This window comes from Achromobacter sp. EG18 (assembly GCF_059759395.1).
Genome location: NZ_CM186213.1, coordinates 3,280,502 through 3,302,629, shown reverse-complemented (window position 1 = coordinate 3,302,629; position 22,128 = coordinate 3,280,502). Strand labels below are relative to the sequence as shown.

The 22,128-nt window shown below is 70.1% G+C and carries 18 protein-coding genes; 4 read left to right on the top strand and 14 right to left on the bottom strand.

Annotation, left to right across the window (positions count from 1 at the left end; translation table 11 throughout):
- Positions 1–187 precede the first annotated feature (187 nt).
- The 9 genes from arsC to urtA form a co-directional block, all read right to left on the bottom strand.
- Positions 188–616 (bottom strand): arsenate reductase (glutaredoxin), encoded by a 429-nt coding sequence (gene arsC, locus AC6CR5_RS15070; protein WP_006386125.1) that lies wholly within the window; start codon positions 614–616, stop codon positions 188–190.
- 78 nt (positions 617–694) lie between these two features.
- A complete protein-coding gene (locus AC6CR5_RS15065) occupies positions 695–2,230 on the bottom strand; it encodes a PepSY domain-containing protein (protein WP_498084674.1) in 1,536 nt (511 codons plus the stop codon).
- A gap of 8 nt (positions 2,231–2,238) precedes the next feature.
- Positions 2,239–4,440, bottom strand: coding sequence for a TonB-dependent receptor (locus tag AC6CR5_RS15060; protein ID WP_498084673.1), 2,202 nt, complete (start codon positions 4,438–4,440; stop codon positions 2,239–2,241).
- Between the two features lie 168 nt (positions 4,441–4,608).
- The gene (locus AC6CR5_RS15055; RefSeq protein WP_020926613.1) at positions 4,609–5,007 is read right to left on the bottom strand and encodes a DUF2946 domain-containing protein; all 399 of its coding nucleotides are present in this window, start codon (positions 5,005–5,007) and stop codon (positions 4,609–4,611) included.
- Between the two features lie 25 nt (positions 5,008–5,032).
- Complete coding sequence (gene urtE, locus AC6CR5_RS15050; protein WP_006386129.1) at positions 5,033–5,731, bottom strand: urea ABC transporter ATP-binding subunit UrtE; 699 nt, start codon at positions 5,729–5,731, stop codon at positions 5,033–5,035.
- A gap of 1 nt (position 5,732) precedes the next feature.
- Positions 5,733–6,572, bottom strand: a complete 840-nt coding sequence (gene urtD / locus AC6CR5_RS15045; RefSeq protein WP_006386130.1) for an urea ABC transporter ATP-binding protein UrtD — start codon at positions 6,570–6,572, stop codon at positions 5,733–5,735.
- On the bottom strand, positions 6,569–7,696 hold the full coding sequence (gene urtC, locus AC6CR5_RS15040; RefSeq protein WP_020926616.1) for an urea ABC transporter permease subunit UrtC: 1,128 nt from the start codon (positions 7,694–7,696) through the stop codon (positions 6,569–6,571). The genes urtD and urtC overlap by 4 nt, the downstream gene beginning before the upstream one ends.
- Positions 7,693–9,324, bottom strand: coding sequence for an urea ABC transporter permease subunit UrtB (gene urtB, locus AC6CR5_RS15035; RefSeq protein ID WP_150101763.1), 1,632 nt, complete (start codon positions 9,322–9,324; stop codon positions 7,693–7,695). Before urtB ends, urtC begins: the two co-directional genes overlap by 4 nt.
- A gap of 20 nt (positions 9,325–9,344) precedes the next feature.
- Positions 9,345–10,598 (bottom strand): urea ABC transporter substrate-binding protein, encoded by a 1,254-nt coding sequence (gene urtA / locus AC6CR5_RS15030; protein WP_054446960.1) that lies wholly within the window; start codon positions 10,596–10,598, stop codon positions 9,345–9,347.
- A gap of 347 nt (positions 10,599–10,945) precedes the next feature.
- Here urtA and atzF point away from each other — a divergent pair, with 347 nt between their 5' ends.
- The 3 genes from atzF to AC6CR5_RS15015 are packed head-to-tail and all read left to right on the top strand — an operon-like array spanning position 10,946 to position 17,159.
- Positions 10,946–12,775 carry an allophanate hydrolase gene (atzF, locus tag AC6CR5_RS15025; RefSeq protein WP_498084672.1) on the top strand — a complete coding sequence of 610 codons (1,830 nt, stop codon included), beginning with the start codon at positions 10,946–10,948 and terminating at the stop codon, positions 12,773–12,775.
- Between the two features lie 26 nt (positions 12,776–12,801).
- A complete protein-coding gene (gene uca / locus AC6CR5_RS15020; protein ID WP_498084671.1) occupies positions 12,802–16,437 on the top strand; it encodes an urea carboxylase in 3,636 nt (1,211 codons plus the stop codon).
- A gap of 2 nt (positions 16,438–16,439) precedes the next feature.
- Positions 16,440–17,159 carry a GntR family transcriptional regulator gene (locus tag AC6CR5_RS15015; protein ID WP_006386138.1) on the top strand — a complete coding sequence of 240 codons (720 nt, stop codon included), beginning with the start codon at positions 16,440–16,442 and terminating at the stop codon, positions 17,157–17,159.
- Between the two features lie 471 nt (positions 17,160–17,630).
- Here the strand turns inward: AC6CR5_RS15015 and AC6CR5_RS15010 are convergent, their stop codons facing one another.
- The 5 genes from AC6CR5_RS15010 to AC6CR5_RS14990 form a co-directional block, all read right to left on the bottom strand.
- On the bottom strand, positions 17,631–18,446 hold the full coding sequence (locus AC6CR5_RS15010) for an anti-sigma factor family protein (RefSeq protein ID WP_054439684.1): 816 nt from the start codon (positions 18,444–18,446) through the stop codon (positions 17,631–17,633).
- Between the two features lies 1 nt (position 18,447).
- Positions 18,448–18,960: an RNA polymerase sigma factor gene (locus AC6CR5_RS15005; RefSeq protein ID WP_006384421.1), complete on the bottom strand. Its 513-nt coding sequence runs from the start codon at positions 18,958–18,960 to the stop codon at positions 18,448–18,450.
- A 31-nt stretch (positions 18,961–18,991) separates the two neighbouring features.
- Positions 18,992–19,360 (bottom strand): COG4315 family predicted lipoprotein, encoded by a 369-nt coding sequence (locus AC6CR5_RS15000; protein WP_006384420.1) that lies wholly within the window; start codon positions 19,358–19,360, stop codon positions 18,992–18,994.
- A 149-nt stretch (positions 19,361–19,509) separates the two neighbouring features.
- On the bottom strand, positions 19,510–19,974 hold the full coding sequence (locus AC6CR5_RS14995) for a GNAT family N-acetyltransferase (RefSeq protein ID WP_150101765.1): 465 nt from the start codon (positions 19,972–19,974) through the stop codon (positions 19,510–19,512).
- 9 nt (positions 19,975–19,983) lie between these two features.
- Positions 19,984–20,910 carry a LysR family transcriptional regulator gene (locus tag AC6CR5_RS14990; protein WP_024070208.1) on the bottom strand — a complete coding sequence of 309 codons (927 nt, stop codon included), beginning with the start codon at positions 20,908–20,910 and terminating at the stop codon, positions 19,984–19,986.
- A 61-nt stretch (positions 20,911–20,971) separates the two neighbouring features.
- On the opposite strand from AC6CR5_RS14990, the gene AC6CR5_RS14985 reads away from it, so the two are divergent.
- Positions 20,972–22,111: a 4-oxalomesaconate tautomerase gene (locus AC6CR5_RS14985; protein WP_498084670.1), complete on the top strand. Its 1,140-nt coding sequence runs from the start codon at positions 20,972–20,974 to the stop codon at positions 22,109–22,111.
- Positions 22,112–22,128: the final 17 nt, after the last annotated feature.

The following is a 22,128-nucleotide window of genomic DNA, read 5'->3' as shown; positions in this document are numbered from 1 at the left end:
GTAGTCGGGTTTGCCGTCAATTCCCTTGCAAAATGCGCGCCGATCCCCGGGATTTACTTTTGGATGCGGCTGTGGCTTTCCGCGGCATTTGCCGGTTTGCCCGGAAAAGGCGCGCGGCCCAGCTCCTCCTCCTGTCCGGGCCGCGTGGCCCCAGGTAGCGCGCGCGCCGGTGCCGTCGACACGGCTCTTACTTGGCGATGCGCTTGCCCTGCGCGTCGATCACCGCTTCGCCGTCTTCCTTGGTGAAGGCGCCTTGCTGCGGCGCGGGCAGGATGTCCAGCACCAGTTCGGACGGGCGGCACAGGCGCGCGCCCAGTGGCGTGCTGACGAAGGGGCGGTTCAGCAGGATGGGGTGGGCCTCGATGGCGTCCAGCAGGGCCTCGTCGCTCAGCGTGGTGTCATCCAGGCCGAGTTCGGCGTAGGGCGTGCCCTTCTCGCGCAGCGCGTCGCGCACGGTGATGCCGGCGCGCTTGAACAGCGCCTTGAGCTGTGCGCGCGAAGGCGGCGTCTCCAGGTACAGGACGACCTGCGGTTCGATGCCGGCGTTGCGGATCATGGCCAGCGTGTTGCGCGAAGTGCCGCACTTGGGGTTGTGGTAGATGGTGACGTCGGACATGGGCTTTCCTTGCGGTATTGCGGGGACAAGGAGGGAGCATAGTGCATTCCAGCCCCATCCCCCGCGGCCATGGCGGCGTCAGGCGCGCAGCTTGCGGCCCAGCCGGCGCCAGCCGATCACCACGCCGGTCAGGCTCAGCGCCGCGCCGCCCAGGCTGAGGAACACCAGCAGGATGTCCCACAGCGGCCGGCGCGCCAGCAGGCCGGTCCAGTCCCAGCTGTGCAGGAAGGCGAACAACCAGCGGCTGGCGCGGTTGCCGCGGTCCTGCCGGCCCAGCACCTGGCCGGTGCGCGGATCCAGGTAGACCCAGCTGGCCTGCGGGTCGTCAAACACCAGGCGCCACGCCGGCAGCGGCTTCTCGATGTGGCCGAGCATGGCGTGTTCGTCGCGGCCGTAGTAATAAAAATCGTAGCGGTCCAGCACCTGCACGTCGGCCAGGGCCGCGCCGGGCACCAGGCGGGCGGCGGCGGCGCGCAGGGCGGCGGGGTCGAGCGTGACGGGGCGGGCGTCGGCGGCCGCCAGCAGCTGCGGCGCGCCCGGGCCGCTGCGGGCCAGCACCAGGTCCTGGCCGTCCACGCGTTGCCAGCGCAGTTCGCGCGGCGCCGCCGGCAGGGCGCGGATCAGCGCGGCGGGCGGCGCCTGCGGCGCGTCGGCGGCATAGGGGCCGCCGGCGTAGGCCTGTTGCGCCAAGGGCGGCGCGCCGCTGCTGAACAGCTTCCACGGATTCATCGACATCAATCCGCTGAAGATCCAGGTGATGGTGATGCCGGCGAACAGCAGGCCCGCCAGGTGATGCCAGCGCATCATGTTCTCGCGGTAGGGCGAACGGCTGCCGCTGGCGTACGGGCGCGAGAAGCGCCAGCGCAGGATGCCGACTACCGTGCCGGTCAGCGCCAGGGCCACGCCGGCCACCGACAGCCAGACGACGATGTCGTGCCACCACGGATCGAAGGCGTTGCCGCGGAACGGATACAGCCAGTGGATCCAGGCGCCCGCGTAGTTCCACAGCCGTTCGCGGCGGGTGGCGTCCAGCACAACCTCGCCGGTGGCGGACGAGACGTACAGCCGCGTGCGCGCCGGATCGTCCATGTCGATGCGGTGCAGGGGCCGGTGCGGGTCGAGCGCGCCGGAATGGGTGTAGACGTCCTCGCCCACCTCGCCCTGGTAGTGCGCGGCGTACTTGCCGTCGAACCAGGCCATGGCGCTGGCGCTGGCGACCGCGGCGTCGGCGCGCGGCAGCAGCGCGCCGCTGGCGGCATCCAACACCTTGGGCGCGCGGCCGCGGCCCATCGGCACCAGGTAGACCGGCGCGCCGCCGCGCAGCGCGGCCAGGCCCAGGCCCGTCATGTCGCTGGCGCCGGCGGCGGCCAAGGCCTGCGCCGGCGTGGCGGCAACGCGCGCCGGATCGAGCGGCGCGACGTGCGTCATGCGTTCGAGCGGGGTGAGCTTGGGGTAGCCCACGTACATCATCACCACGCCCGAGATGAACCACATGGCGAAGAACAGGCACAGCACGATGCCGGCCCAGCGGTGCGTCAGGTACAGCCAGCGCTTGGCGCGGGTGGACCACGGTACGGGCGCGGCCCGGCGGCGGGGGGAGGGGATGGCGTCCATGGCAGTCCTCAGAACCGCGCCTGCAGCGTCAGTTCGAACGAGCGCGGCGCGCCCAGGTAGAACATCGGCGTGCCGCTGACGTTGGCGGCGTACACCTTGTCGGTCAGGTTGCGGACCCGGCCGGTGACGGTGAAGTGGCGGTCGATGCGGTGCGACAGCGCCGCGTCGAACACGGTGTACGACGGCGCCCAGACGGTGTTGGCGGCATCGGCGTAGGCGCGGCCGACGTAGCGCGCGGCCAGGCTGGCGTTCCAGTCCGGCAGGAAGGCGTAGTCGATCCAGGCGTTGGCCACGCGCCGCGGCGTGTTGGTCGGCACATTGCCGTTGCGCGAGACGCGCACGCCGCCGACCGTTTCCGAGAAGTCGTCGTACTTGGGATCGACGAAGGCCACGTTGGCCTGCAGCGACAGGGTGCGCGTCAGGCGCAGCCCGCCGGCCAGTTCCAGCCCGCGCGCCGACTGCTGGCCCACCGGGATGCTGACCGCCGGGTTGTTGGCGTCGGGCGCCGAGATGTGCTTGCGCGTGATCTCGTAGGCGGCGATGGTGGCCGAGCCGCGGCCGTCCCAGAACTCGAACTTGCCGCCGACCTCCTTCTGCGTGCCGGTGGTCAGCTTGTCGTTGTTGAGCACGTCGGCGAACGACGCGGTGGCCATGATGCCGGACGGCGGATCGGCGGCCGTGGCGTATTGCGCGTACAGCGACGCCTGCGGCGTGACGGCCCAGTTCAGCGCCAGCCGGCCGGTGGTGGGCGAATAGCTGCGCGAGGCCGACGCCGGGGCCGCGGCCGTGACCGCGCGGCGGTTGGTCAGGTCCAGGTCGATGAAGTCCTTGCGCAGGGCCGACACGATGGCCACGCCGGGCAGCACTTCCGTGCGGTTTTCCAGCGTGAAGGCCAGCGTCCGGATGCGGTTGTCGCGGTCCGGGTTGTGGCCGCGCGTCATGCCGGGGATGTCGTAGAAATAGCCCGGCTGGAAATCGTACGGATCGACCGCGTCCACCGTGGCCGGCAGGCTTGTGGGATAGCGGGTCTGCCTGTTCACGCTCAGGTCGGCGCCGAACGACCAACTGGTGGGCAGGCCGGCCAGCGTCGATTCGACCAGTCCCTCGACGCGGTTGCCGACCAGGCTCTGCTCATGGCGCTGCAGCAGCGCGGCTGAGCGCAGCACGCGGCTGTTGCCAGCGTTGTAGCGGTAGGTCTCCAGGTTGCGGAAGTCGCGTTCGGCGCGGTAGTAGTACAGCGTGTTCTTGAACGTGATGCCCGGCGCCGCGCGCCATTCCGTCAGCGAACGGGCCCACAGCACCGACTGCTCGTACAGGCCATCGTCGACGTTGTAGTTCTTGAAACGCGTGCCGCCGCGGATGTGGCCTTCGCCGCTCACCTTGCCGTTCGCGCCCACCGTCAGCGGCGTGCCCCAGTAGGGGCGGTCGACGCGTTCGCGCTGGTACTCGAAGGCCCAGGTCTGCGTGACGTCGTCGCCCAGGTCGGACAGCAGCGAGGCCGCCACCTGGGTGGCGTTCGACCGTTCACCGTCGACCCAGCCGTTGCTGGCGGTGGTGTTGGCGTCGATGCGCAGGTAATGGCCGCGGCCGCCGGGCGAACCGGCCAGTTGCTGGTTGATGCCGGCCGATGCCTGGCGCGTGTCGAACGAACCCAGGCGCAACTGGCCTTCGTAGAAGGTGTCGCGTTCGGGTAGCTTGGTGACGTAGTTGATGGCGCCGCCGACGGCGCCGGCGCCGAACAGGAAGGTCGAGGGGCCGCCGATGGCCTCGACCCGGTCGTAGATCCAGCTGTCGATCGGCCGCGCCGCCGCCGAGTCGTACTGCACCGAGATGCCGTTGAACAACTGCGACACCTGCCCGCCGCTGAAGCCGCGATAGCTGACGGCGCCGGCCATGCCGGGGGGCGAGGCGTTGTTCACGCCCGGGATGCCGCGGGCGATGTCCTGGGTGTTGAGGGCGCCGCGCGCCTCGATCTGCTGGCGCGAGATGACGGTGACGGAGGCCGGCGTGTCCTTGATCCGCAGGCCAAGGCGGCTGCCGGTGCCGTCGATGCGTTCCAGGTTGATCGGGCCGTTGGGGCGGTCCTCGGCGTTGTCGCCTTCGACCACGGTGGGCGCCAGCGTCTCGATGGCGGGCTCGGTCGTCAGCGCGAGCGCCGGATTGGCGGCGCAGGCGCCGGCCAGCAGGGATACTGCGTAGGTTCTTTTCATGGTCCACGCCGGCGGGGCCGGCCTGCACGCCCGCGATGGCGCCGCGCTAGCAGGCGGCACCGGGATGCGGACGAGGGTTCTGCGGGAATCGCCGCCGGTCAGCGGCGACGAATGCTCGGGCGGAAGCGGCGCGTGCGCCGCCCCGGGTGGGGACGGCGGACGGGCCGATCAGGCCGCGGGCGGGGCGCGCGGCTGGGCCGCGCGCCAGGCGTGGAGGGGGTGCGAGGCGCGGTAGAACAGCGCCGGGTAGGTGACGCCGCCGCTGGCGGGCGCCGGCAGCACGGTCAGGGGAGCGGGAGGGAGGCCGAGGTCGGCCTGGGGGTTGCGGCAGAACGGGCAGTGGTTGCTGTCGCCGTGGTGGGCGGCGTGGTCGCCGGCCCCGTCATCGCTTTGCACCTCGATGGTCAGTGACGAGCGGCCCTCGGGGGCGCAGTAGTCCACGCTGACCTGGCGGCTGGCATTGGGCAGGTGATTGCCATGCGCCAGCGACGGAACCAGCGACGCCCACAGGATCGCGATCAGCGCGATCCAGGCGTAGCCGCGGTTCAGGAAGTGGGCGAGGTGCATGACGGCGCATTATATCCAAGCCCTTTCAGACGGAAAGATGGCGCCGCACGTCCTCTCCGTCGATGGCGGCGCGGTCGCCGCTGGCCACCACCTCGCCGCGCGACAGCACCACGAAGCGGTCGGCCAGCTCGCGGGCGAAGTCGAAGTACTGTTCGCACAGCAGGATGGCGATGTCGCCGCGCTGGCGCAGCATGTGGATGACGCGGCCGATGTCCTTGATGATGGACGGCTGGATGCCCTCGGTGGGTTCGTCCAGGATGATCAGCTTGGGCTCGGCCACCAGCGCGCGGGCGATCGCCAGCTGTTGCTGCTGGCCGCCGGACAGGTCGCCGCCGCGCCGCGCCAGCATGCTCTTGAGCACCGGGAACAGCTCGAACACTTCCTCCTTGATGCGGCGCGCGCGCGCCGCCGGCTTGGTGGCCATGCCCATCAGGATGTTTTCCTCGACCGTGAGCCGGGCGAAGATGTCGCGGCCCTGCGGCACGTAGGCCATGCCGCGCGCGGCGCGCTGGTGCGGCGCCAGGCGGGTGACGTCGGCGCCGTCGAAATCGATGGCGCCGCGCGCCACCGGCAGCACGCCCATCACGCACTTGAGCAGGGTGGTCTTGCCGACGCCGTTGCGGCCCAGCAGCGCCAGGCATTCGCCCTGGTTCACGGCCAGCGACACGCCGCGCAGGGTGTGGCTGCCGCCGTAGTACTGGTCGATGGTGTTCACGTTCAGCATGTCAGCGCCCCAGGTAGACTTCGATCACGCGCGGGTCGGCCTGCACCTTGGCCATCGGCCCCTCGGCCAGCACCGAGCCCTCGTGCAGCACGGTCACCTTGCCGTCGCCGGCGATCTGGTTGACGAAATCCATGTCGTGCTCGACCACCATCAGCGAATGGCGGCCGCGCAGTTCGTTGAGCAGTTCGCCGGTGCGCTCGGTCTCGGCGTCGGTCATGCCGGCCACCGGTTCGTCCAGCAGCAGCAACTGCGGTTCCTGCATCAGCAGCATGCCAATCTCCAGCCATTGCTTCTGGCCGTGCGACAGCAGGCCGGCGGGGCGGAAGGCCTCGGGCCGTAGCCGGATCAGGTCGAGCGTTTCGCCGATGCGGTCGGCCTGCTCGCCGGTCAGGCGCGCGAACAGCGTGGGCCGCACGCGCTTGTCGGTCTTCATGGCCAGCTCCAGGTTCTCGAACACCGTGTGCTGCTCGAACACGGTGGGGCGCTGGAATTTGCGGCCGATGCCGGCATGCGCGATCTGCGCCTCGCTCAGCGTGGTCAGGTCGATGCTCTGGCCAAAAAACGCGGTGCCGGCGGTGGGCCGCGTCTTGCCGGTGATGACGTCCATCATGGTGGTCTTGCCGGCGCCGTTGGGGCCGATGATGCAGCGCAGTTCGCCGACGCCGATGTCCAGCGTCAGGTCATTGAGGGCCTTGAAGCCGTCGAAGCTGACGGTGATGCCCTCCAGGTACAGGATGGCGCCGTGGCTGGTGTCCAGGCCCTTGGGGCTGACGCGGCCGTAGCCGGCGTCGCCGCTGGGGCCGCCATCGAGCATGGCGCTTTCGGTATGGGTGCTGGTCATGCGCGTCGCTCCTGGTAGCGGGCGGCCAGGCGCCGGGCCAGGCCGACGATGCCGGTGGGCAGGAAGAGGGTCACCAGCACGAAGATCAGGCCCAGCGCGTACAGCCAGAATTCGGGCAGCACGCTGGTGAACCAGGTCTTCAGGCCGTTCACGGCGCCGGCGCCGATGATGGGGCCGATCAGCGTGCCGCGGCCGCCGGTGGCCACCCAGATCACCATCTCGATGGAGTTCTCGGTGGACATTTCGCTGGGGTTGATGATGCCGACCTGCGGCACGTAAAGCGCCCCGGCGATGCCGCACAGCACCGCCGACAGCGTCCACACGAACAGCTTGAAGCCGAGCGGGTCGTAGCCGATGAAGCGCAGCCGGCTCTCGGCGTCGCGCACCGCCGTCAGCACCCGGCCCAGCTTGGACTGCGTGACGGCGCGCGCCAGCACCAGCGCGCCGGCCAGCGCCGCCAGCGTGATCCAGTACAGCGCGGCGCGGGTGCCGGGCGCGGTGATATCGAAACCCAGGATGCGCTTGAAGTCAGTGAAGCCGTTGTTGCCGCCAAAGCCGGTGTCGTTGCGGAAGAACAGCAGCATGGCGGCGAAGGTCAGCGCCTGCGTGATGATGGAGAAGTACACGCCCTTGATGCGCGAGCGGAAGGCGAAGTAGCCGAACACGAAGGCCAGCACGCCCGGCACCAGCACCACCAGCAGCATGGCGTAGGCGAAGTGGTCGGTGAAGGCCCAGTACCAGGGGTAATCCTTCCAGTCCAGGAACACCATGAAGTCCGGCAGCCGGCTCTGGTAGACCCCGTCCTGGCCGATGGCGCGCATCAGGTACATGCCGTGGGCGTAGCCGCCCAGCGCGAAGAACAGGCCATGGCCCAGCGACAGGATGCCGGCGTAGCCCCACACCAGGTCCAGCGCCAGCGCCGCCAGGGCGTAGCACATGAACTTGCCCAGCAGCGCCACGGCGTAGGCCGAGATGTGCAGCGGATGGCCGGCGGGAAACGCCAGGTTCAGCAGCGGCACCAGCGCCAGCAGCAGCACGCCCGCGCCCAGCGCGGCCCAGGCGCGGCCATTGAACAGGGGCCGGCGCGCCAGCAGGTTGAAATCGGTCAGCGCGGTCTGCTTCATTCGACGCTCCGGCCGCGCGGGGCGAACAGGCCTTGCGGCCGCTTCTGCACGAAAAGCACGATGAGCACCAGGATGGTGATCTTGGCCATGACCGCTCCCGCGTAAGGCTCCAGGAATTTGTTGACGCCGCCCAGGCCGAGCGCGGCGATGACGGTGCCGGCCAGTTGGCCGACGCCGCCCAGCACCACCACCATGAAGGAATCGACGATGTAGCCGCGGCCCAGGTCCGGCCCCACGTTGCCCAACTGCGACAGCGCCACGCCGGCCAGCCCGGCAATGCCAGAGCCCAGCCCGAACGCCAGCATGTCGACGCGGCCGGTGGGCACGCCGACGCAATCGGCCATGCGCCGGTTCTGCGTGATGGCGCGCACAAACAGGCCGAGCCGGGTGTGGTTCAGCAGCGCCCACACCAGGAACACCACGAACAATGCGAAGCCGATGATGACCAGCCGGTTGTAGGTCAGCACCAGGCCGCCCAGCACGGTGAAGCCGCCGGTCATCCAGCTGGGGTTGCCCACTTCCACGTTCTGCGCGCCGAAAAGGGTGCGCACGCCCTGCATCAGCATCAGGCTGATGCCCCAGGTGGCCAGCAGGGTTTCCAGCGGCCGGCCGTAGAGCCAGCGGATCACGGTGCGTTCCAGCGCCATGCCGACCAGCGCGGTGACCACGAAGGCCAGCGGCAGCGCCGCCGCCACGTACCAGTCGAGCCAGCCCGGCAGCCAGGCGCGGAACGCCGTCTGCACCAGGTAGGTGACGTAGGCGCCGATCATCAGCAGCTCGCCGTGCGCCATGTTGATGACGCCCATCAGGCCGAAAGTGATGGCCAGCCCCAGCGCCGCCAGCAGCAGCACGCTGCCCAGGCTGAGGCCGTAGAACAGGTTGCCGGCCCACTCGATGGTGGCCAGGTGGCGGTCGATGCGCTTGAGCGCGTTGGCGGCCGCCTCGCGCACGCCGGCGTCGGGTTCGGCGTAGGCGCCGTCCTGCTGTTGCGTCAGCGCCGCCAGCGTTGGCCGGAAGGCGGCGTTGTCGGTGCGGCCGAGCAGATCGACCGCGTGGCGCCGCACGGCGGGGTCGGCGCTCTTGAGTTCCAGGCTGGCCTGCGCGATCTCCAGCGCGGCGCGCACGGCCGGGTCTTTTTCGGCGGCCAGCGCCTTTTCCAGCAGCGGCAGGCGCGCCGGATCGCCGGTCTGTTGCAGGCGGCGGGCCGCGGCCAGCCGTTCCTGCGGGTTATCGGAGAACAGCCGCGAACCGGCCAGCGCCGCCTCGATCGCGCGCCGCAAGCGGTTGTTGATGCCGATGGAGGAGGCCTCGGGCGGCAGCGCCAGGGCCGTGCCGGTGGCCGGATCGGTGGCCTGGCCCTTGCCGTCGCCGATCAGCACGCGGCCGTCCGGCAGCGCATACAGCTGGTCATTGCCCAGCGCCTGCAACACGGCGGCCGCGCCCGGGCCGGGCTGCTGGCCCAGGGCGGCGATGGCCTGCAGGCGGGCGTCGGTGTCGTCGCCGGCCAGCGGCGCCAGCAGCGCCGGGTCCACGCCGGATGCGGCCGCGTGGGCGGCCAGCGCCGGCGTGGCCAGCAGCCATGCAAGCAGGAGATGACGCAGGAATTTCGCGATGACCGCATTCAGCATGGCTGCGCTTCCGGTTCCGGTTAGAGGCCTTGCTTGCTTTCGTTGCCCGCGATGTACGGGCTCCACGGTTGCGCGCGGATCGGGCCCTTGCTTTTCCAGACCACGTTGAACTGGCCGTCCGCCTTGATCTCGCCGATGTAGACCGGCTTGTGCAGGTGGTGGTTGGTCTTGTCCATTTCGATGGCGAAGCCGCTCGGCGAATTGAACTTCTGGCCGCCCATGGCCGCGATCACCTTGTCGACGTCGGTGGTCTTGGCCTGTTCGACCGCCTGCTTCCACATGTGGATGCCGATGTAGGTGGCTTCCATCGGGTCGTTGGTGACCACGGTGTTGGCGTTGGGCAGGTTCTTGGCCTTGGCGTAGGCCTTCCACTTCTTGATGAATTCCTCGTTGACCGGGTTCTTGATCGACTCGAAGTAGTTCCAGGCGGCCAGGTGGCCCACCAGCGGCTTGGTGTCGACGCCGCGCAGTTCTTCCTCGCCCACCGAGAACGCCACCACCGGCACGTCGGTGGCCTTCAGGCCGGCGTTGCCCAGCTCCTTGTAGAACGGCACGTTGGAGTCGCCGTTGATGGTGGAGATGACGGCGGTCTTGCCGCCGGCGGCGAACTTCTTGATGTTGGCGACGATGGTCTGGTAGTCGGAATGGCCGAACGGGGTGTAGACCTCGTCGATGTCACTGTCCTTGACGCCCTTGGAGTGCAGGAAGGCGCGCAGGATCTTGTTGGTGGTGCGCGGGTAGACGTAGTCGGTGCCCAGCAGCACGAAGCGCTTGGCGCCGCCGCCGTCTTCGCTCATCAGGTATTCCACGGCGGGAATGGCCTGCTGGTTGGGCGCGGCGCCGGTGTAGAACACGTTCTTCTCCAGTTCCTCGCCCTCGTATTGCACCGGGTAGAACAGCAGGCCGTTCAGTTCCTTGAACACCGGCAGCACCGACTTGCGCGACACCGAGGTCCAGCAGCCGAACACCACCGCCACCTTGTCCTGCGCCAGCAGCTGGCGCGATTTCTCGGCGAACAGCGGCCAGTTCGAGGCCGGGTCGACCACCACGGCTTCGAGCTTCTTGCCCATCACGCCGCCGTTGGCGTTGATCTCGTCGATGGTCATCAGGGCCACGTCCTTGAGCGACGTTTCCGAGATGGCCATGGTGCCCGACAGCGAATGCAGGATGCCGACCTTGATGGTGTCTTCGGCGGCGAACAGCTGCGGCATCCAGCCGGACATGGCCAATAGGCTGGCGGCGGTCAATTGCTTGAGGGCTAGTCTGCGTTTCATGGTGACTCCTGGATGGGAAGAGGCCGGCGGCGCCGGTGATGAAAGGACGTGACCAGGACGTCAAAGCAAAAGCCGTGCCAGCCGCGATGCGATGGCGGCGCGCTGTATTGAGCAATGGGTTTGCGCGAGGAGGCGGGGCGGCGGACGGGCGGCGCGCCGCGGTTCAATCTGGTGCCGCGTGCACAAAACCGGTGCGACCGCTGCCCGCTGGGAGTGCGTGCGCGGACTTGTCCGCGAAGGCGGCCAGGCCGTGGCGCGCGGCGTCCAGGGCGAAAACGCCGGGCGCGGCGCACATGGCACGCGTATTGCTTGGGAATCCGTACTTGTATACCAGAAAGGATTCCAGCATGAATGCCGTAGCAACGCAGCAGGGCCCGCTCGGTTGGACGATCGCGCAATGGCTGTCGGCCTATCAGGAAGGGGCCACGCCCGAAGCGCTGTTGATGCCCCTGGCCGCCGCGCCGGACGACCCGGCCGACAACGCCTGGATCACGCGCGCCAGCGCGCCGGTGCTGGCGCGCCAGCTCGACGACCTGCGCCTGCTGCTGGCCGCGGCCGGCGGCGATCGTTCCCGCCTGCCGCTCTACGGCGTGCCGTTCGCCATCAAGGACAACATCGACGCCGCCGGCTGGCCGACCACGGCGGCCTGCCCCGAGTTTGCCTACACGCCGGACGAAGACGCCACCGTGGTGCGGCGCCTGCGCGCGGCCGGCGCCATCCTGATCGGCAAGACCAATCTCGACCAGTTCGCCACGGGCCTGGTCGGCACCCGCTCGCCGCATGGCGCGGTGGCCAACAGCTTCAATCCCGACTACATCAGCGGCGGCTCCAGCTCGGGGTCCGCCTCGGTGGTGGCGCGCGGGCTGGCGGCGTTTTCGCTGGGCACCGACACCGCGGGCTCGGGCCGGGTGCCGGCGGGGTTCAACAATATCGTCGGCCTCAAGCCGACCAAGGGCTGGCTCAGCACCGCCGGCGTGGTGCCGGCCTGCCGCACGCAGGACTGCGTGTCGATCTTCGCGCTGACGGTGGACGATGCCGAGCGCGTGGCCGGCATCGCCGGCGGCTATGACGAACACGATCCCTATTCGCGCGCGCAGCCGGCCGGCGCCGCCGCGCCCTGGCCCGCCGCGCCGCGGCTGGCGGTGCCCGACCGGCTGGAGTTCTTCGGCGACGCCCAGGCCGCCGCCGCGTTCGAGGCCGCGGTGCAGGCGCTCAAGGCCGGCGGCGCCGAGGTCCAGGCCATCGACTTCGCGCCTTATGCCGAACTGGCGGCGCTGCTGTACCAGGGGCCGTGGGTGGCCGAGCGCTTCGCCGCGGTCGAGCCGCTGTGGCGCGACAATCCCGACGCCATCCATCCGGTGGTGCGCGGCATCGTCGAAGGCGCGGTCCACTACGACGCGCTCGACGCCTTCAAGGCCGAGTACCGCCGCGCCGAGCTGACGCGCAGTATCCACCAGTCGCTGCAAGGCTTCGATGCGCTGGTGGTGCCGACCTCGCCGTCGATCTACACCATCGCGCAGTTGCAGGCCGACCCGGTGCGGCTCAATTCACAACTGGGCATCTATACCAACTTCGCCAACCTCGCCGACCTGTCGGCGCTGGCGCTGCCCGCGGGCATGCGCGATGACGGGCTGCCGGCCGGCATCACGCTGATCGGCATGGCCTGGCAGGACCGCGCGCTGGCGCATTTCGGCCGCCAATGGCAGGCGCAGCGCGGACTGCCGCTGGGCGCCACGGGCCGGCCGCTGCCGCCCATGGGGCCGATCGCGGCCGACCCCGGGCTGTTGCGCGTGGCCGTGGTGGGCGCGCACCTGACCGGCATGCCGCTGAACCATCAGCTGACCTCGCGCCGCGCGGTGCTGGTGGAAAAGACCCGCACCGCCGCCGACTACCGGCTCTACGCGCTGGCCAACACCACGCCGCCCAAGCCGGGGCTGGTGAAGTCCGACAGCGGTGCGCCGATCGAGGTGGAGCTGTGGGACATCCCGCTGGCGGCGTTCGGCGCCTTCGTGGCCGAGATCCCCGCGCCGCTGGGCATCGGCACCTTGACGCTGCATGACGGCCGCCAGGTCAAGGGCTTCATCTGCGAGCCGCGAGGCCTGGAGGGCGCGCGCGACATCACCGCCTTCGGCGGCTGGCGCGCCTATCTCGCCAGCCTGAACGCCACCCCCCGCTAAATCCAATCGCCCCTGGGAGCCGAACCGTGTTCGATACCGTCCTCATCGCCAACCGTGGCGAAATCGCCGTCCGCGCCATCCGTACCCTCAAACGCCTGGGCATCCGCAGCGTTGCCGTGTATTCCGATCCCGACCGCAATGCCGCCCATGTGCGCGAGGCCGACGTGGCCGTGGCGCTGGGCGGCGAGAAGGCCGTCGACAGCTATCTGCGCACCGACCTGTTGCTGGCGGCCGCGCGCGAGCACGGCGCGCAGGCCATCTACCCCGGCTACGGCTTCCTGTCGGAGAGCGCCGAGTTCGCCGAAGCCTGCGAGGCCGCGGGCATCGCCTTCGTCGGTCCCACGCCGCTGCAGATCCGCGAGTTCGGCCTGAAGCACCGCTCGCGTGAACTGGCGGCCGAAGCCGGCGTGCCGATGACCCCCGGCACGGGCCTGCTGGCCAGCCTGGGCGAGGCGCTGACGCAGGCCGAGCGCATCGGCTATCCGGTGATGCTCAAGAGCACCGCGGGCGGCGGCGGCATCGGCCTGTCGCGCTGCGACAACGAGGCCGAACTGACGGTGGCGTTCGATAGCGTACAGCGCATGGGCGAGCATTTCTTCCGCGACGGCGGCGCCTTCATCGAGCGTTACGTGGACAACGCCCGCCACGTCGAGGTGCAGATCTTCGGCGACGGCGCCGGCCGCGTGCTGGCGCTGGGCGAGCGCGATTGCTCGGTGCAGCGTCGCAACCAGAAGGTGATCGAGGAAACCCCCGCGCCGCACCTGCCGGCCGCGACCCGCGCGGCGCTGCTGGCGGCGGCCGTCAAGCTGGGCGAGTCGGTGGCTTACCGCTCGGCCGGCACGGTCGAATTCATCTACGATCCGGCGCGCGACAGCTTCTATTTCCTGGAGGTCAACACCCGCCTGCAGGTGGAGCATCCGGTGACCGAGGCGGTGACCGGGCTGGACCTGATCGAATGCATGCTGCGCGTGGCGGCGGGCGAGCCGCTCGACCTGGCCGCGATGTCGCGCGCGCCGCAAGGCGCGTCGATCGAGGTGCGGCTGTACGCCGAAGACCCGCTGCGCCAGTTCCAGCCGTCGCCCGGCGTGCTGACGGAGGTGCATTTTCCCGAAGGCGTGCGCCTGGACGGCTGGGTCGAGACGGGTACCGAGGTGCCGGCGTTCTACGATCCGATGCTGGCCAAGCTGATCGTGCACGCCGACACCCGCGAGGCCGCGCTCGACAAGCTGGCCGATGCGCTGGCGCACACCCGCCTGCACGGCATCGCCACCAACCTGGACTACCTGCGCCAGATCGTGGCCGACGCGCGCTTCCGCGCCGGGCAGCTGTCGACGCGCTTCCTGGAGGGCTTCATCTATCGCCCCGCGGCCATCGAGGTGCTGGAAGCCGGCACCTACACCAGCGTGCAGGATTACCCGGGCCGCACCGGCTATTGGGATATCGGCGTGCCGCCGTCGGGCCCGATGGACGACTACGCCTTCCGCCTGGCCAATCGCATCGTCGGCAACGCGCCCGACGCAGCCGGCATCGAGGCCACGCTGGTCGGGCCGACGCTGCGCTTTCATGGCGATGCCATCGTCGCGCTCACCGGCGCCGAATGCGCCGCCACGCTCGATGGCGAGCCGGTGCCGATGTGGCAGCCGGTCACGGTGCGCTCGGGCCAGGTGCTGGCCACGGGCCGCGCGCTGTCCGGCTGCCGCACGTACCTGGCGGTGCGCAACGGGCTGGACGTGCCGGTCTACCTGGGCAGCCGCTCGACCTTCGCGCTGGGCCAGTTCGGCGGCCACGCCGGCCGCACGCTGCGGGTCGGCGACATGCTGCCGCTGGTGCGCCCCGAGCTGCCGGCCGCGAACGCCCAGGCGCCCGTGAGCGCGCCGCAGGCCGCGCCCGCAGAACTGATTCCCGCCTATGGCAACACCTGGGAGATCGGCGTGCTGTACGGCCCGCATGGCGCGCCGGACTTCTTCCGCCCCGAAGCCATCGAGGCCTTTTTCGCCGCCGATTGGGAGGTGCACTACAACTCCAATCGCCTGGGCGTGCGCCTGACCGGCCCCAAGCCGACCTGGGCGCGCGAGAACGGCGGCGAGGCCGGCCTGCATCCATCCAACATCCATGATTGTGAGTACGCCATCGGCAGCATCAACTTCACCGGCGACAGCCCGGTGATCCTGACGCGCGACGGTCCCAGCCTGGGCGGTTTCGTCTGCCCGGTGACGATCGCGCGCGCCGAGCTGTGGAAGGTGGGGCAGGTCAAGCCGGGCGACCGCATCCGCTTCGTGCGCATCGATTACGCCGAGGCGGTGGCGCGCGAAGCGGCGCAGGACCGCAGCGTCGAGCAGTTGCGCGCCGTCGCGCCGCAGGCCACCACACCCTCGGCGCCGCCCGCCACGGCCTCGGAGACCATCATCGCGTCGCTGCCGGCGACGGGCAGCCGGCCGTCGGTGTCGTACCGCCAGGCGGGCGATGGCTACCTGTTGCTGGAGTATGGCGACAACGTGCTCGACCTGGCGCTGCGCATGCGCATCCACCTGCTGATGGAGGCGCTGGCGGCGCGGCCGATCGACGGCGTGCGAGAACTGTCGCCGGGCGTGCGCTCGCTGCAGATCCGCTACGACAGCCGCGTGATCCTGCAACAGGCGCTGATCGCGCGGCTGCTGGAGATCGAAACGCAGCTGGCCGACGTGTCGACGCTGAAGGTGCCGACCCGCGTGGTCCATCTGCCGATGGCGTTCGAGGATTCGGCCACGCTGGGCGCGGTGCAGCGCTACCAGGAAACGGTGCGCGCCAGCGCGCCGTGGCTGCCGAACAATGTCGACTTCATCCAGCGCATCAACGGCCTGGCCAGCCGCGAGGACGTGCGCCGCATCGTGTTCGACGCGAGTTATCTCATCATGGGCCTGGGCGACGTCTACCTGGGCGCGCCGTGCGCGGTGCCGATCGATCCGCGCCACCGCCTGCTGACGTCCAAGTACAACCCGGCGCGCACCTTCACCGCCGAAGGCACGGTGGGCATCGGCGGCGTCTACATGTGCATCTACGGCATGGATTCGCCCGGCGGCTATCAACTGGTGGGCCGCACGCTGCCGATCTGGAACAAGTTCCTGAAGAACCCGGCGTTCCAGGACGGCAAGCCCTGGCTGCTGCGCTTCTTCGACCAGGTGCGCTTCTATCCGGTGAGCGAGGCCGAGCTGGATGTGCTGCGCGAGGATTTCCGCGAGGGCCGCGCCACGGTGCGCATCGAGGAGGAACTATTCGATTTCGCCGCGCACCAGCGTTTCCTGGCCGACCAGGCGGACAGCATCGGCGCCTTCCAGGCGCGGCAGAAGTCGGCGTTCGATGCCGAAGTCGCGCTGTGGAAGCACGAGGACGTGGCGGCGCCGCCGGCCGAGGCGGCGCCGGAACTGGAGATCGCGCTGCGCGACGGCGAACGGCTGGTCAGCGCCGATATGTGCGGCAACGTCTGGAAGATCCCCGTGCAGGTGGGCCAGAGCGTGGCGGCTGGCGACACGCTGGTGGTGGTCGAGGCGATGAAGATGGAGCTGTCGGTGATCGCGCCGGTGTCGGGCACGGTGGCCGCGATTCGCTGCGTGCCGGGCAAGCCGGTCAACGCGGGCGATGCGCTGGTCGTGCTGGCCGAGGACGCGACTTGCCCGGTGGCCTGACCATGCGCGATTCGGTGCGTGTCGGACCGGCGTTGCGGCAGGCGCCGGCGCTGGCGGGGTCGTTGGCCGAGCAGGTCTACCAGCGCATCAAGGACGAGCTGTTCGACTTCCGCCTGCTGCCGGGCGACCGCTTTACCGAGGCGGAGCTGGCGTTGCGGCTGGGGGTGAGCCGCACGCCGGTGCGGCTGGGGCTGGCGCGGCTGGAGCGCGAGGGCTTCGTGCTGCCCAGTCCGCGCAGCGGCTGGCAGGTGCGGCCGTTCGATTTCGAGCGCTTCGAGGCGCTGTACGACGTGCGCGTGGTGCTGGAACTGGCGGCGGTCGAACGGCTGTGCGCGCGCGAGCGCATGGACGATGGCGGGATGCTGGCGGCGCTGGTGGATGTGTGGCTGGTGCCGCCGGATCAACGCATTCTGGATGGGCGGATGGTGGCGCAGCTGGACGAGGCGTTTCACTGCTCACTGGTGGCGGCTGCCGGGAATGCGGAGATGGCGCTGATTCACCGGGAGGTGACGGAGAAGATCCGGATCGTGCGTCGGCTGGATTTCACCAAGGAGTTCCGGGTGGATGCGACGTATGAGGAGCATGGGGCGATCTTGCGGGCGGTGCTGGCGCGGCGGGGGGAGGCGGCGGGGAGGATGTTGCGGGGGCATGTTGAGATGAGCAAGGCTGAGGTTCGGAAGATTACGCTGCATATGTTGCATGTGGCTCGGGAGGGTTCTTAAGGCGCGGCGGGGGGAGGGTGCCGGGCGGGCGCGGGGCTACGATTGCGGTCCGGAGCGTTCGCTCCGGACTACCCCTTCGTCATCCTCGTCCTCGCCTTCGGCGACTCCTTCGGATTCCCTCGGGCGCATCTACACGCCCCGCACCCGCCCGGCACCCTCCCCCCGCCGCTCGTGCATCTCCATGCGGCGGATGGCGGGGAGAATGGCTTGCTTGGTGTTCTGCTCAGCGTCGTTTGGGGGGCGGAGGAGTTTGCGGGGCCCGCCAAAAACGGCTGCGCGGGCAGCCGTTTTTGGCATACGTCGGGTGGGGCGTCGGGGGTGTGGTCGCTGCGCGCGGTGGCGGCGATGGGGGGGCGCTCTTTGCGGCGCGCTTGTGGGAGGGCAACTGATTCTCGAACGAGAGTGTCCGACCAGGGGCTTTGTTGAAACCTGCGGGCAGATCGGCGCTCGCCGGGCGCGCCCGCGCCCGGCTCAGCCTTGCAGTTGTTTGTAGACTTCTTCGGAGACGCGTTGCAGTTCGTCGCGGCTGATGGCGCCGGAGAGGGCGTAGCCGAATTGGCCTTCGACCCAGTAGAAGACGCGGACGGGGCCTTCCTGGGTGAATTGGAAGGCGGTCTGGCCGCCGGCGGCTTCGCGGGTGACGTAGAGGGTCAGGCGTTGGCCGTCGGGGGCGCCGTACATGAAGAGGGCGACGGGGCCGCTGCCGCCGGGCAGCAGGCGGCCGCCGACGAGGTCGTAGCCGGCATGGGTAAGGGACGGGGCGCGCACGGGGGCGCCGAGGCGCTTGGTGAGCCAGGTGACCAGGGCCTTTTCGTTGTCGCCGCTGACTTCGACGGGGCGGCCCATGTCGGGGGCGTAGACGGCGTGGGCGATGGCGGCGCGCTGGGCGTAGCCGCCGGCGGCGCGGTCGGGTGTGGCGGTGGCCAATACGGTTTGCTGGTGGCGGGCGTCCATGGCGCCGCGCGCCATCCAGGCGCTGCTGGCGCTGATGACGGCGATGGCGGCACAGGCAGCGACGGCGCGCCAGGGCAGGCGGCGCGCGGGGGGCGAGAGCGGCAGGCGCAGGGGCAGGGGTTCGTCCAGCACCGGGTCCAGCAGGGCGTGCAGGGCGCGGCGCTGGGCCTGCCAGGCGTGCACGCGCGCCAGGTCCTGCGGATGGGCCGCTAGGAAGGCGTCGACCTCGGCGTGGCGGCCGGGCGGCAACTGGCCGTCGGCGTAGGCGTGCAGGTCGGCTTCGGTGATGGGGTTGCCGGCGGTGGGAATGGCGTGGAGGCGTTTGTCGTTCATGTCATTTCACGCGATGGAGCCGGCTGGCGGGTTCCTGGCCCTGCATCAGGGCGCCCAGGCGTTCGCGGGCGCGCGACAGGCGCGACATGACCGTGCCGATCGGCACGCCCAGCACCTGCGCGGTTTCCTGGTACGACAGGTCTTCCACGCACACCAGCAGCAATACTTCGCGCTGCTCGGCCGGCAGGCCTTGCAGGCAGCGGTCCAGGTCGCGCACCTCCAGGTGGTCGGTCTGCGTGGCGCGCACCGGCACGTCGGGCAGGTCGCCCGCGCCGGCCTGTTCGGCCTGCCGGTGGCTGGCGCGCACGCCGTCGATGAAATGGTTATGCATGATGCCGAACATCCAGGCCCGCAGCTCGCCGCGGCGCTGCCAGCGCGAGTAGCGGCTCCAGGCCCGTTCGAGCGTGTCCTGCACCAGGTCGTCGGCCCGGTGTGGGTCGCCCGTCAGCCCGCGGGCGTAGCGCCGCAGGCTGGGGATGCAGGCCAGGATCGCGGCTTCGTCGTCGGCGCGCATGGTCGGGCGTGGAGGGACGGCTCAGGCCGGATCAGGGCTTGATGACGTGCCAGACGTCCTTGAAGTTGTCGCCGGTCTTGTCGCCCGGCTTGGCGTCCTTGGCATACAGGTAGACCGGCTTGCCCTTGTAGGCCCACTGCTTGGAGCCGTCGTCGCGGGTGATGATGCTCAGGTCGCCCGAGGCCTTGGCGTCGGCGGCGGCGGTGACCGGGGGCCAGATCTTGGCGCACTGGTCGTTGCAGGCGCTCTTGCCGCCGGCATCCTTGTCGAAGGTGTAGAGGGTCATGCCGGCGCTGTTGACCAGGATGCCGTCCTGGGTCTTGACGGCCTGGGCATGGGCGCCGGCCGAGAACAGGGCGGCGCAGGAGAGGGCCAGGGTTGCCGCGAGTTGAGTGCGCATGTCGTGCCTCGTAGATGGAAGAGTTTGGGGGACTGCCCTCTACAGACGCGGGGCGGAACGGGAATATTCCGCCACCGGACAAAAAAATCGGGAGGGCTGGGGATGAAGATCCAACCGAGCCTCGCGCGGGCCCTTCGCGACGGCCGCCGTCAGGCGTGGCCGCTGGCGGGCGGGGCGGGTTCGTAGCGCATTTCTATTTCCAGGGCGGTCTCCTCGACAGGGGTGAAGCCCAGCGACTCGTAGAGCCGGCGGGCGGGGTTGCCCTTCAGGACGGACAGGGTGACCGGGGCGCCTTCGTCGTCCGCCTGCCGCAGCAGGCCCGCCAGCAGGCGCCTGCCCAGCCCCTGGCCCTGGAAGGCCGGGTCGATCTGGATCTGCACCACGCGCCAGCCGGCCGGATCGCGGAAGGTCTTGAACAGGCCCGCCGGGCGGCCGTGCAGCCAGACGATCTGGGCGTCGTCGAAGTGATAGCGGATGCGCGCCAGGTGATGCGCATCGTCCCGCGGCGCGTCAACGCGCGCCAGGTGTTCGGTCATGGTTGCCTTGCGCAGCGCCAGCAGGAACGGCAGGTCGTCTTCGGTGGCGGCTTGCAACGCCAGGGAATGGGGGCTCATGGTGCGGCTTCAGGGTTGCTTGGGGGGACCACGCTTGGCGCTTTTGCCGGCCTGGTGGATAAGGTTATAGAGCTGTTGCGCCGCCGGCGCCAGGGGGCGGCCCCTGCGCGAGATCAAACCCAGGCTGCGGGTGACGCGCGGATGCTCCAGCTTGACGCCCGCCAGCGTGGCGTGGCCGGCCGGCGGCATCGCCAGCTGCGGCACGGCCGCCACGCCCAGCCCGGCTTCCACCAGCCCCAGCAGCGTCATGACGTGGCTGACCTCGAAGGCGCTGACGGTGCGCTTGCCGCTCTTGGCCAGCGCGTCGTCGATCAGCAGGCGGTTGCCGCTTTCCTTGGCCACGGTCATGAAGCGTTCCTGCGACAGCTCCTCCCACGACACGCTGCGGCGCGCGGCCAGCGGATGGTCGCGCCGCACCGCCAGCACGAAGTCCTCGCGCAGCACCGCCTTGAAATCCACGTCCGGCTCCTGGGTGCCGAAAAAACTGATGCCGAAGTCGGCGCGGCCGGTCACCACGCTGTTGAGCACGGTGTGGGCGGTCTCGTCGATGATGCGCACGCGGATGCGCGGAAAGCGCGCGGCGTAGTCGTGGATGATGGCGGGCAGGAAGTAGTAGGCCACCGACGGCACGCAGGCCACCGTCACCAGCCCGCCGCGCTGCGCCGCCAGGTCGCCGATGCTGAGCACCGCGCGTTCCAGTTCGTCGATGGCGCCGCGCGCCCGTTCCAGGAAGATGCGGCCGACGTGCGTCAGCGCCACGCGGCGCGTGGTGCGTTCCAGCAGGCGCGCGCCCAGCAGGTCCTCCAGCTTGTCGATGCGGCGGCTCAGCGCCGGCTGCGACAGGTTCAGGTCTTCGGCGGCGGCGCGGAAACTGGCGCGTTCGGCCACGGCCACGAAGGCCTGCAATTCCTGTAAATCGAAATTGATGCGTGCCATGCATTAATCCATCCGTAAGTTGCAATTCAAATAATAGCCGCGCCGTCGCAGAATGCACCGCATGGAAACGATCATCCCTTGCGTACTGATGCGCGGCGGCACCTCCCGCGGCCCCTTTTTTCTTGGCGACTGGCTGCCGGCCGATCCCGCCGAGCGTGACCGGCTGCTGTTGCAGGCCATGGGTTCGCCCCACGCGCTGCAGGTCGATGGCCTGGGCGGCGGCAACTCGCTGACCAGCAAGGTCGCGATCGTGTCGCGCTCGACCCGGCCCGACTGCGATATCGACTATCTGTTCGCGCAGGTCTCGGTGGACCGCGCCAGCGTCGACACCCGTCCCAACTGCGGCAACATGCTGTCGGGCGCAGCGCCCTTCGCCATCGACGAGGGCCTGATCGCCGCGGCCGACGGCGAAACCTCGGTGCGGGTGCACAACGTCAACACGGGCGCCGTGATCGAGGCCGTGGTGCAGACGCCGGGCGGCCGCCTGACCTATGAAGGCGAGGCGCGCATCGACGGCGTGCCGGGCGCCGCCGCGCCCGTGCGCCTGAATTTCCTCGACGCCTGGGGGGCGGTCACCGGCCGCCTATTCCCGACCGGCCTGCGGCAGGAAGTGGTCGACGGCGTGGCCGCCACGCTGATCGACGCCGCCATGCCGATGGTGCTGCTGCGCGCCGCCGACTTCGGCCTGCGCGGCGACGAGTCGCCGGCCGAACTGGACGCCAACCCTGCCCTGCTGGCGCGCCTGGAGCGCATCCGCCGCGAGGCCGGCAGCCGCATGGGACTGGGGGACGTCTCGAACAGCGTCATTCCCAAGCCGGTGCTGCTGGCGCCCGGCAGCGATCCCGCCGCGCTGTCGCTGCGTTCGCGCTACTTCACGCCGCACGCCTGCCATCGCGCCCATGCCGCCACCGGCGCGGTGGGCGTGGCCGCCGCCTACCTGATGGCGGGCACCGTGGCGCACGACTGTGGCGGGCCGGCGCCGCGCCCGGGCTACCGTGGCGTGCGCATCGAGCACCCGTCGGGCGGCATGGACATTGACGTCAGGCTGGACGCCGCCAGCGGCGAGGTGCGGGCCGCCGGCCTGGTACGCACCGCGCGCAAGATCATGAAGGGCCTGCTGTACGTGCCGGGGCGCTATGTGCCGGCGCGCGAGGAACGCGCCATCCGACCGGAGTCGGCGCCTGCCGCCATGGCGGCATAGGCTGCGATCAAGAATGC

Excerpts from the sequence above, each read along its gene's own strand:
- arsC (WP_006386125.1), bottom strand. The coding sequence starts at position 616 with ATGTCCGACGTCACCATCTACCACAACCCCAAGTGCGGCACTTCGCGC.
- AC6CR5_RS15005 (WP_006384421.1), bottom strand. The coding sequence starts at position 18,960 with ATGCGCGCCGACGACGAAGCCGCGATCCTGGCCTGCATCCCCAGCCTG.
- AC6CR5_RS15065 (WP_498084674.1), bottom strand. The coding sequence starts at position 2,230 with ATGGACGCCATCCCCTCCCCCCGCCGCCGGGCCGCGCCCGTACCGTGG.
- AC6CR5_RS15000 (WP_006384420.1), bottom strand. The coding sequence starts at position 19,360 with ATGCGCACTCAACTCGCGGCAACCCTGGCCCTCTCCTGCGCCGCCCTG.
- urtE (WP_006386129.1), bottom strand. The coding sequence starts at position 5,731 with ATGCTGAACGTGAACACCATCGACCAGTACTACGGCGGCAGCCACACC.
- atzF (WP_498084672.1), top strand. The coding sequence starts at position 10,946 with ATGAATGCCGTAGCAACGCAGCAGGGCCCGCTCGGTTGGACGATCGCG.
- AC6CR5_RS15060 (WP_498084673.1), bottom strand. The coding sequence starts at position 4,440 with ATGAAAAGAACCTACGCAGTATCCCTGCTGGCCGGCGCCTGCGCCGCC.
- AC6CR5_RS14990 (WP_024070208.1), bottom strand. The coding sequence starts at position 20,910 with ATGGCACGCATCAATTTCGATTTACAGGAATTGCAGGCCTTCGTGGCC.
- AC6CR5_RS14985 (WP_498084670.1), top strand. The coding sequence starts at position 20,972 with ATGGAAACGATCATCCCTTGCGTACTGATGCGCGGCGGCACCTCCCGC.
- urtA (WP_054446960.1), bottom strand. The coding sequence starts at position 10,598 with ATGAAACGCAGACTAGCCCTCAAGCAATTGACCGCCGCCAGCCTATTG.
- AC6CR5_RS15015 (WP_006386138.1), top strand. The coding sequence starts at position 16,440 with ATGCGCGATTCGGTGCGTGTCGGACCGGCGTTGCGGCAGGCGCCGGCG.
- urtC (WP_020926616.1), bottom strand. The coding sequence starts at position 7,696 with ATGAAGCAGACCGCGCTGACCGATTTCAACCTGCTGGCGCGCCGGCCC.
- AC6CR5_RS14995 (WP_150101765.1), bottom strand. The coding sequence starts at position 19,974 with ATGAGCCCCCATTCCCTGGCGTTGCAAGCCGCCACCGAAGACGACCTG.
- AC6CR5_RS15055 (WP_020926613.1), bottom strand. The coding sequence starts at position 5,007 with ATGCACCTCGCCCACTTCCTGAACCGCGGCTACGCCTGGATCGCGCTG.
- urtD (WP_006386130.1), bottom strand. The coding sequence starts at position 6,572 with ATGACCAGCACCCATACCGAAAGCGCCATGCTCGATGGCGGCCCCAGC.
- urtB (WP_150101763.1), bottom strand. The coding sequence starts at position 9,324 with ATGCTGAATGCGGTCATCGCGAAATTCCTGCGTCATCTCCTGCTTGCA.
- AC6CR5_RS15010 (WP_054439684.1), bottom strand. The coding sequence starts at position 18,446 with ATGAACGACAAACGCCTCCACGCCATTCCCACCGCCGGCAACCCCATC.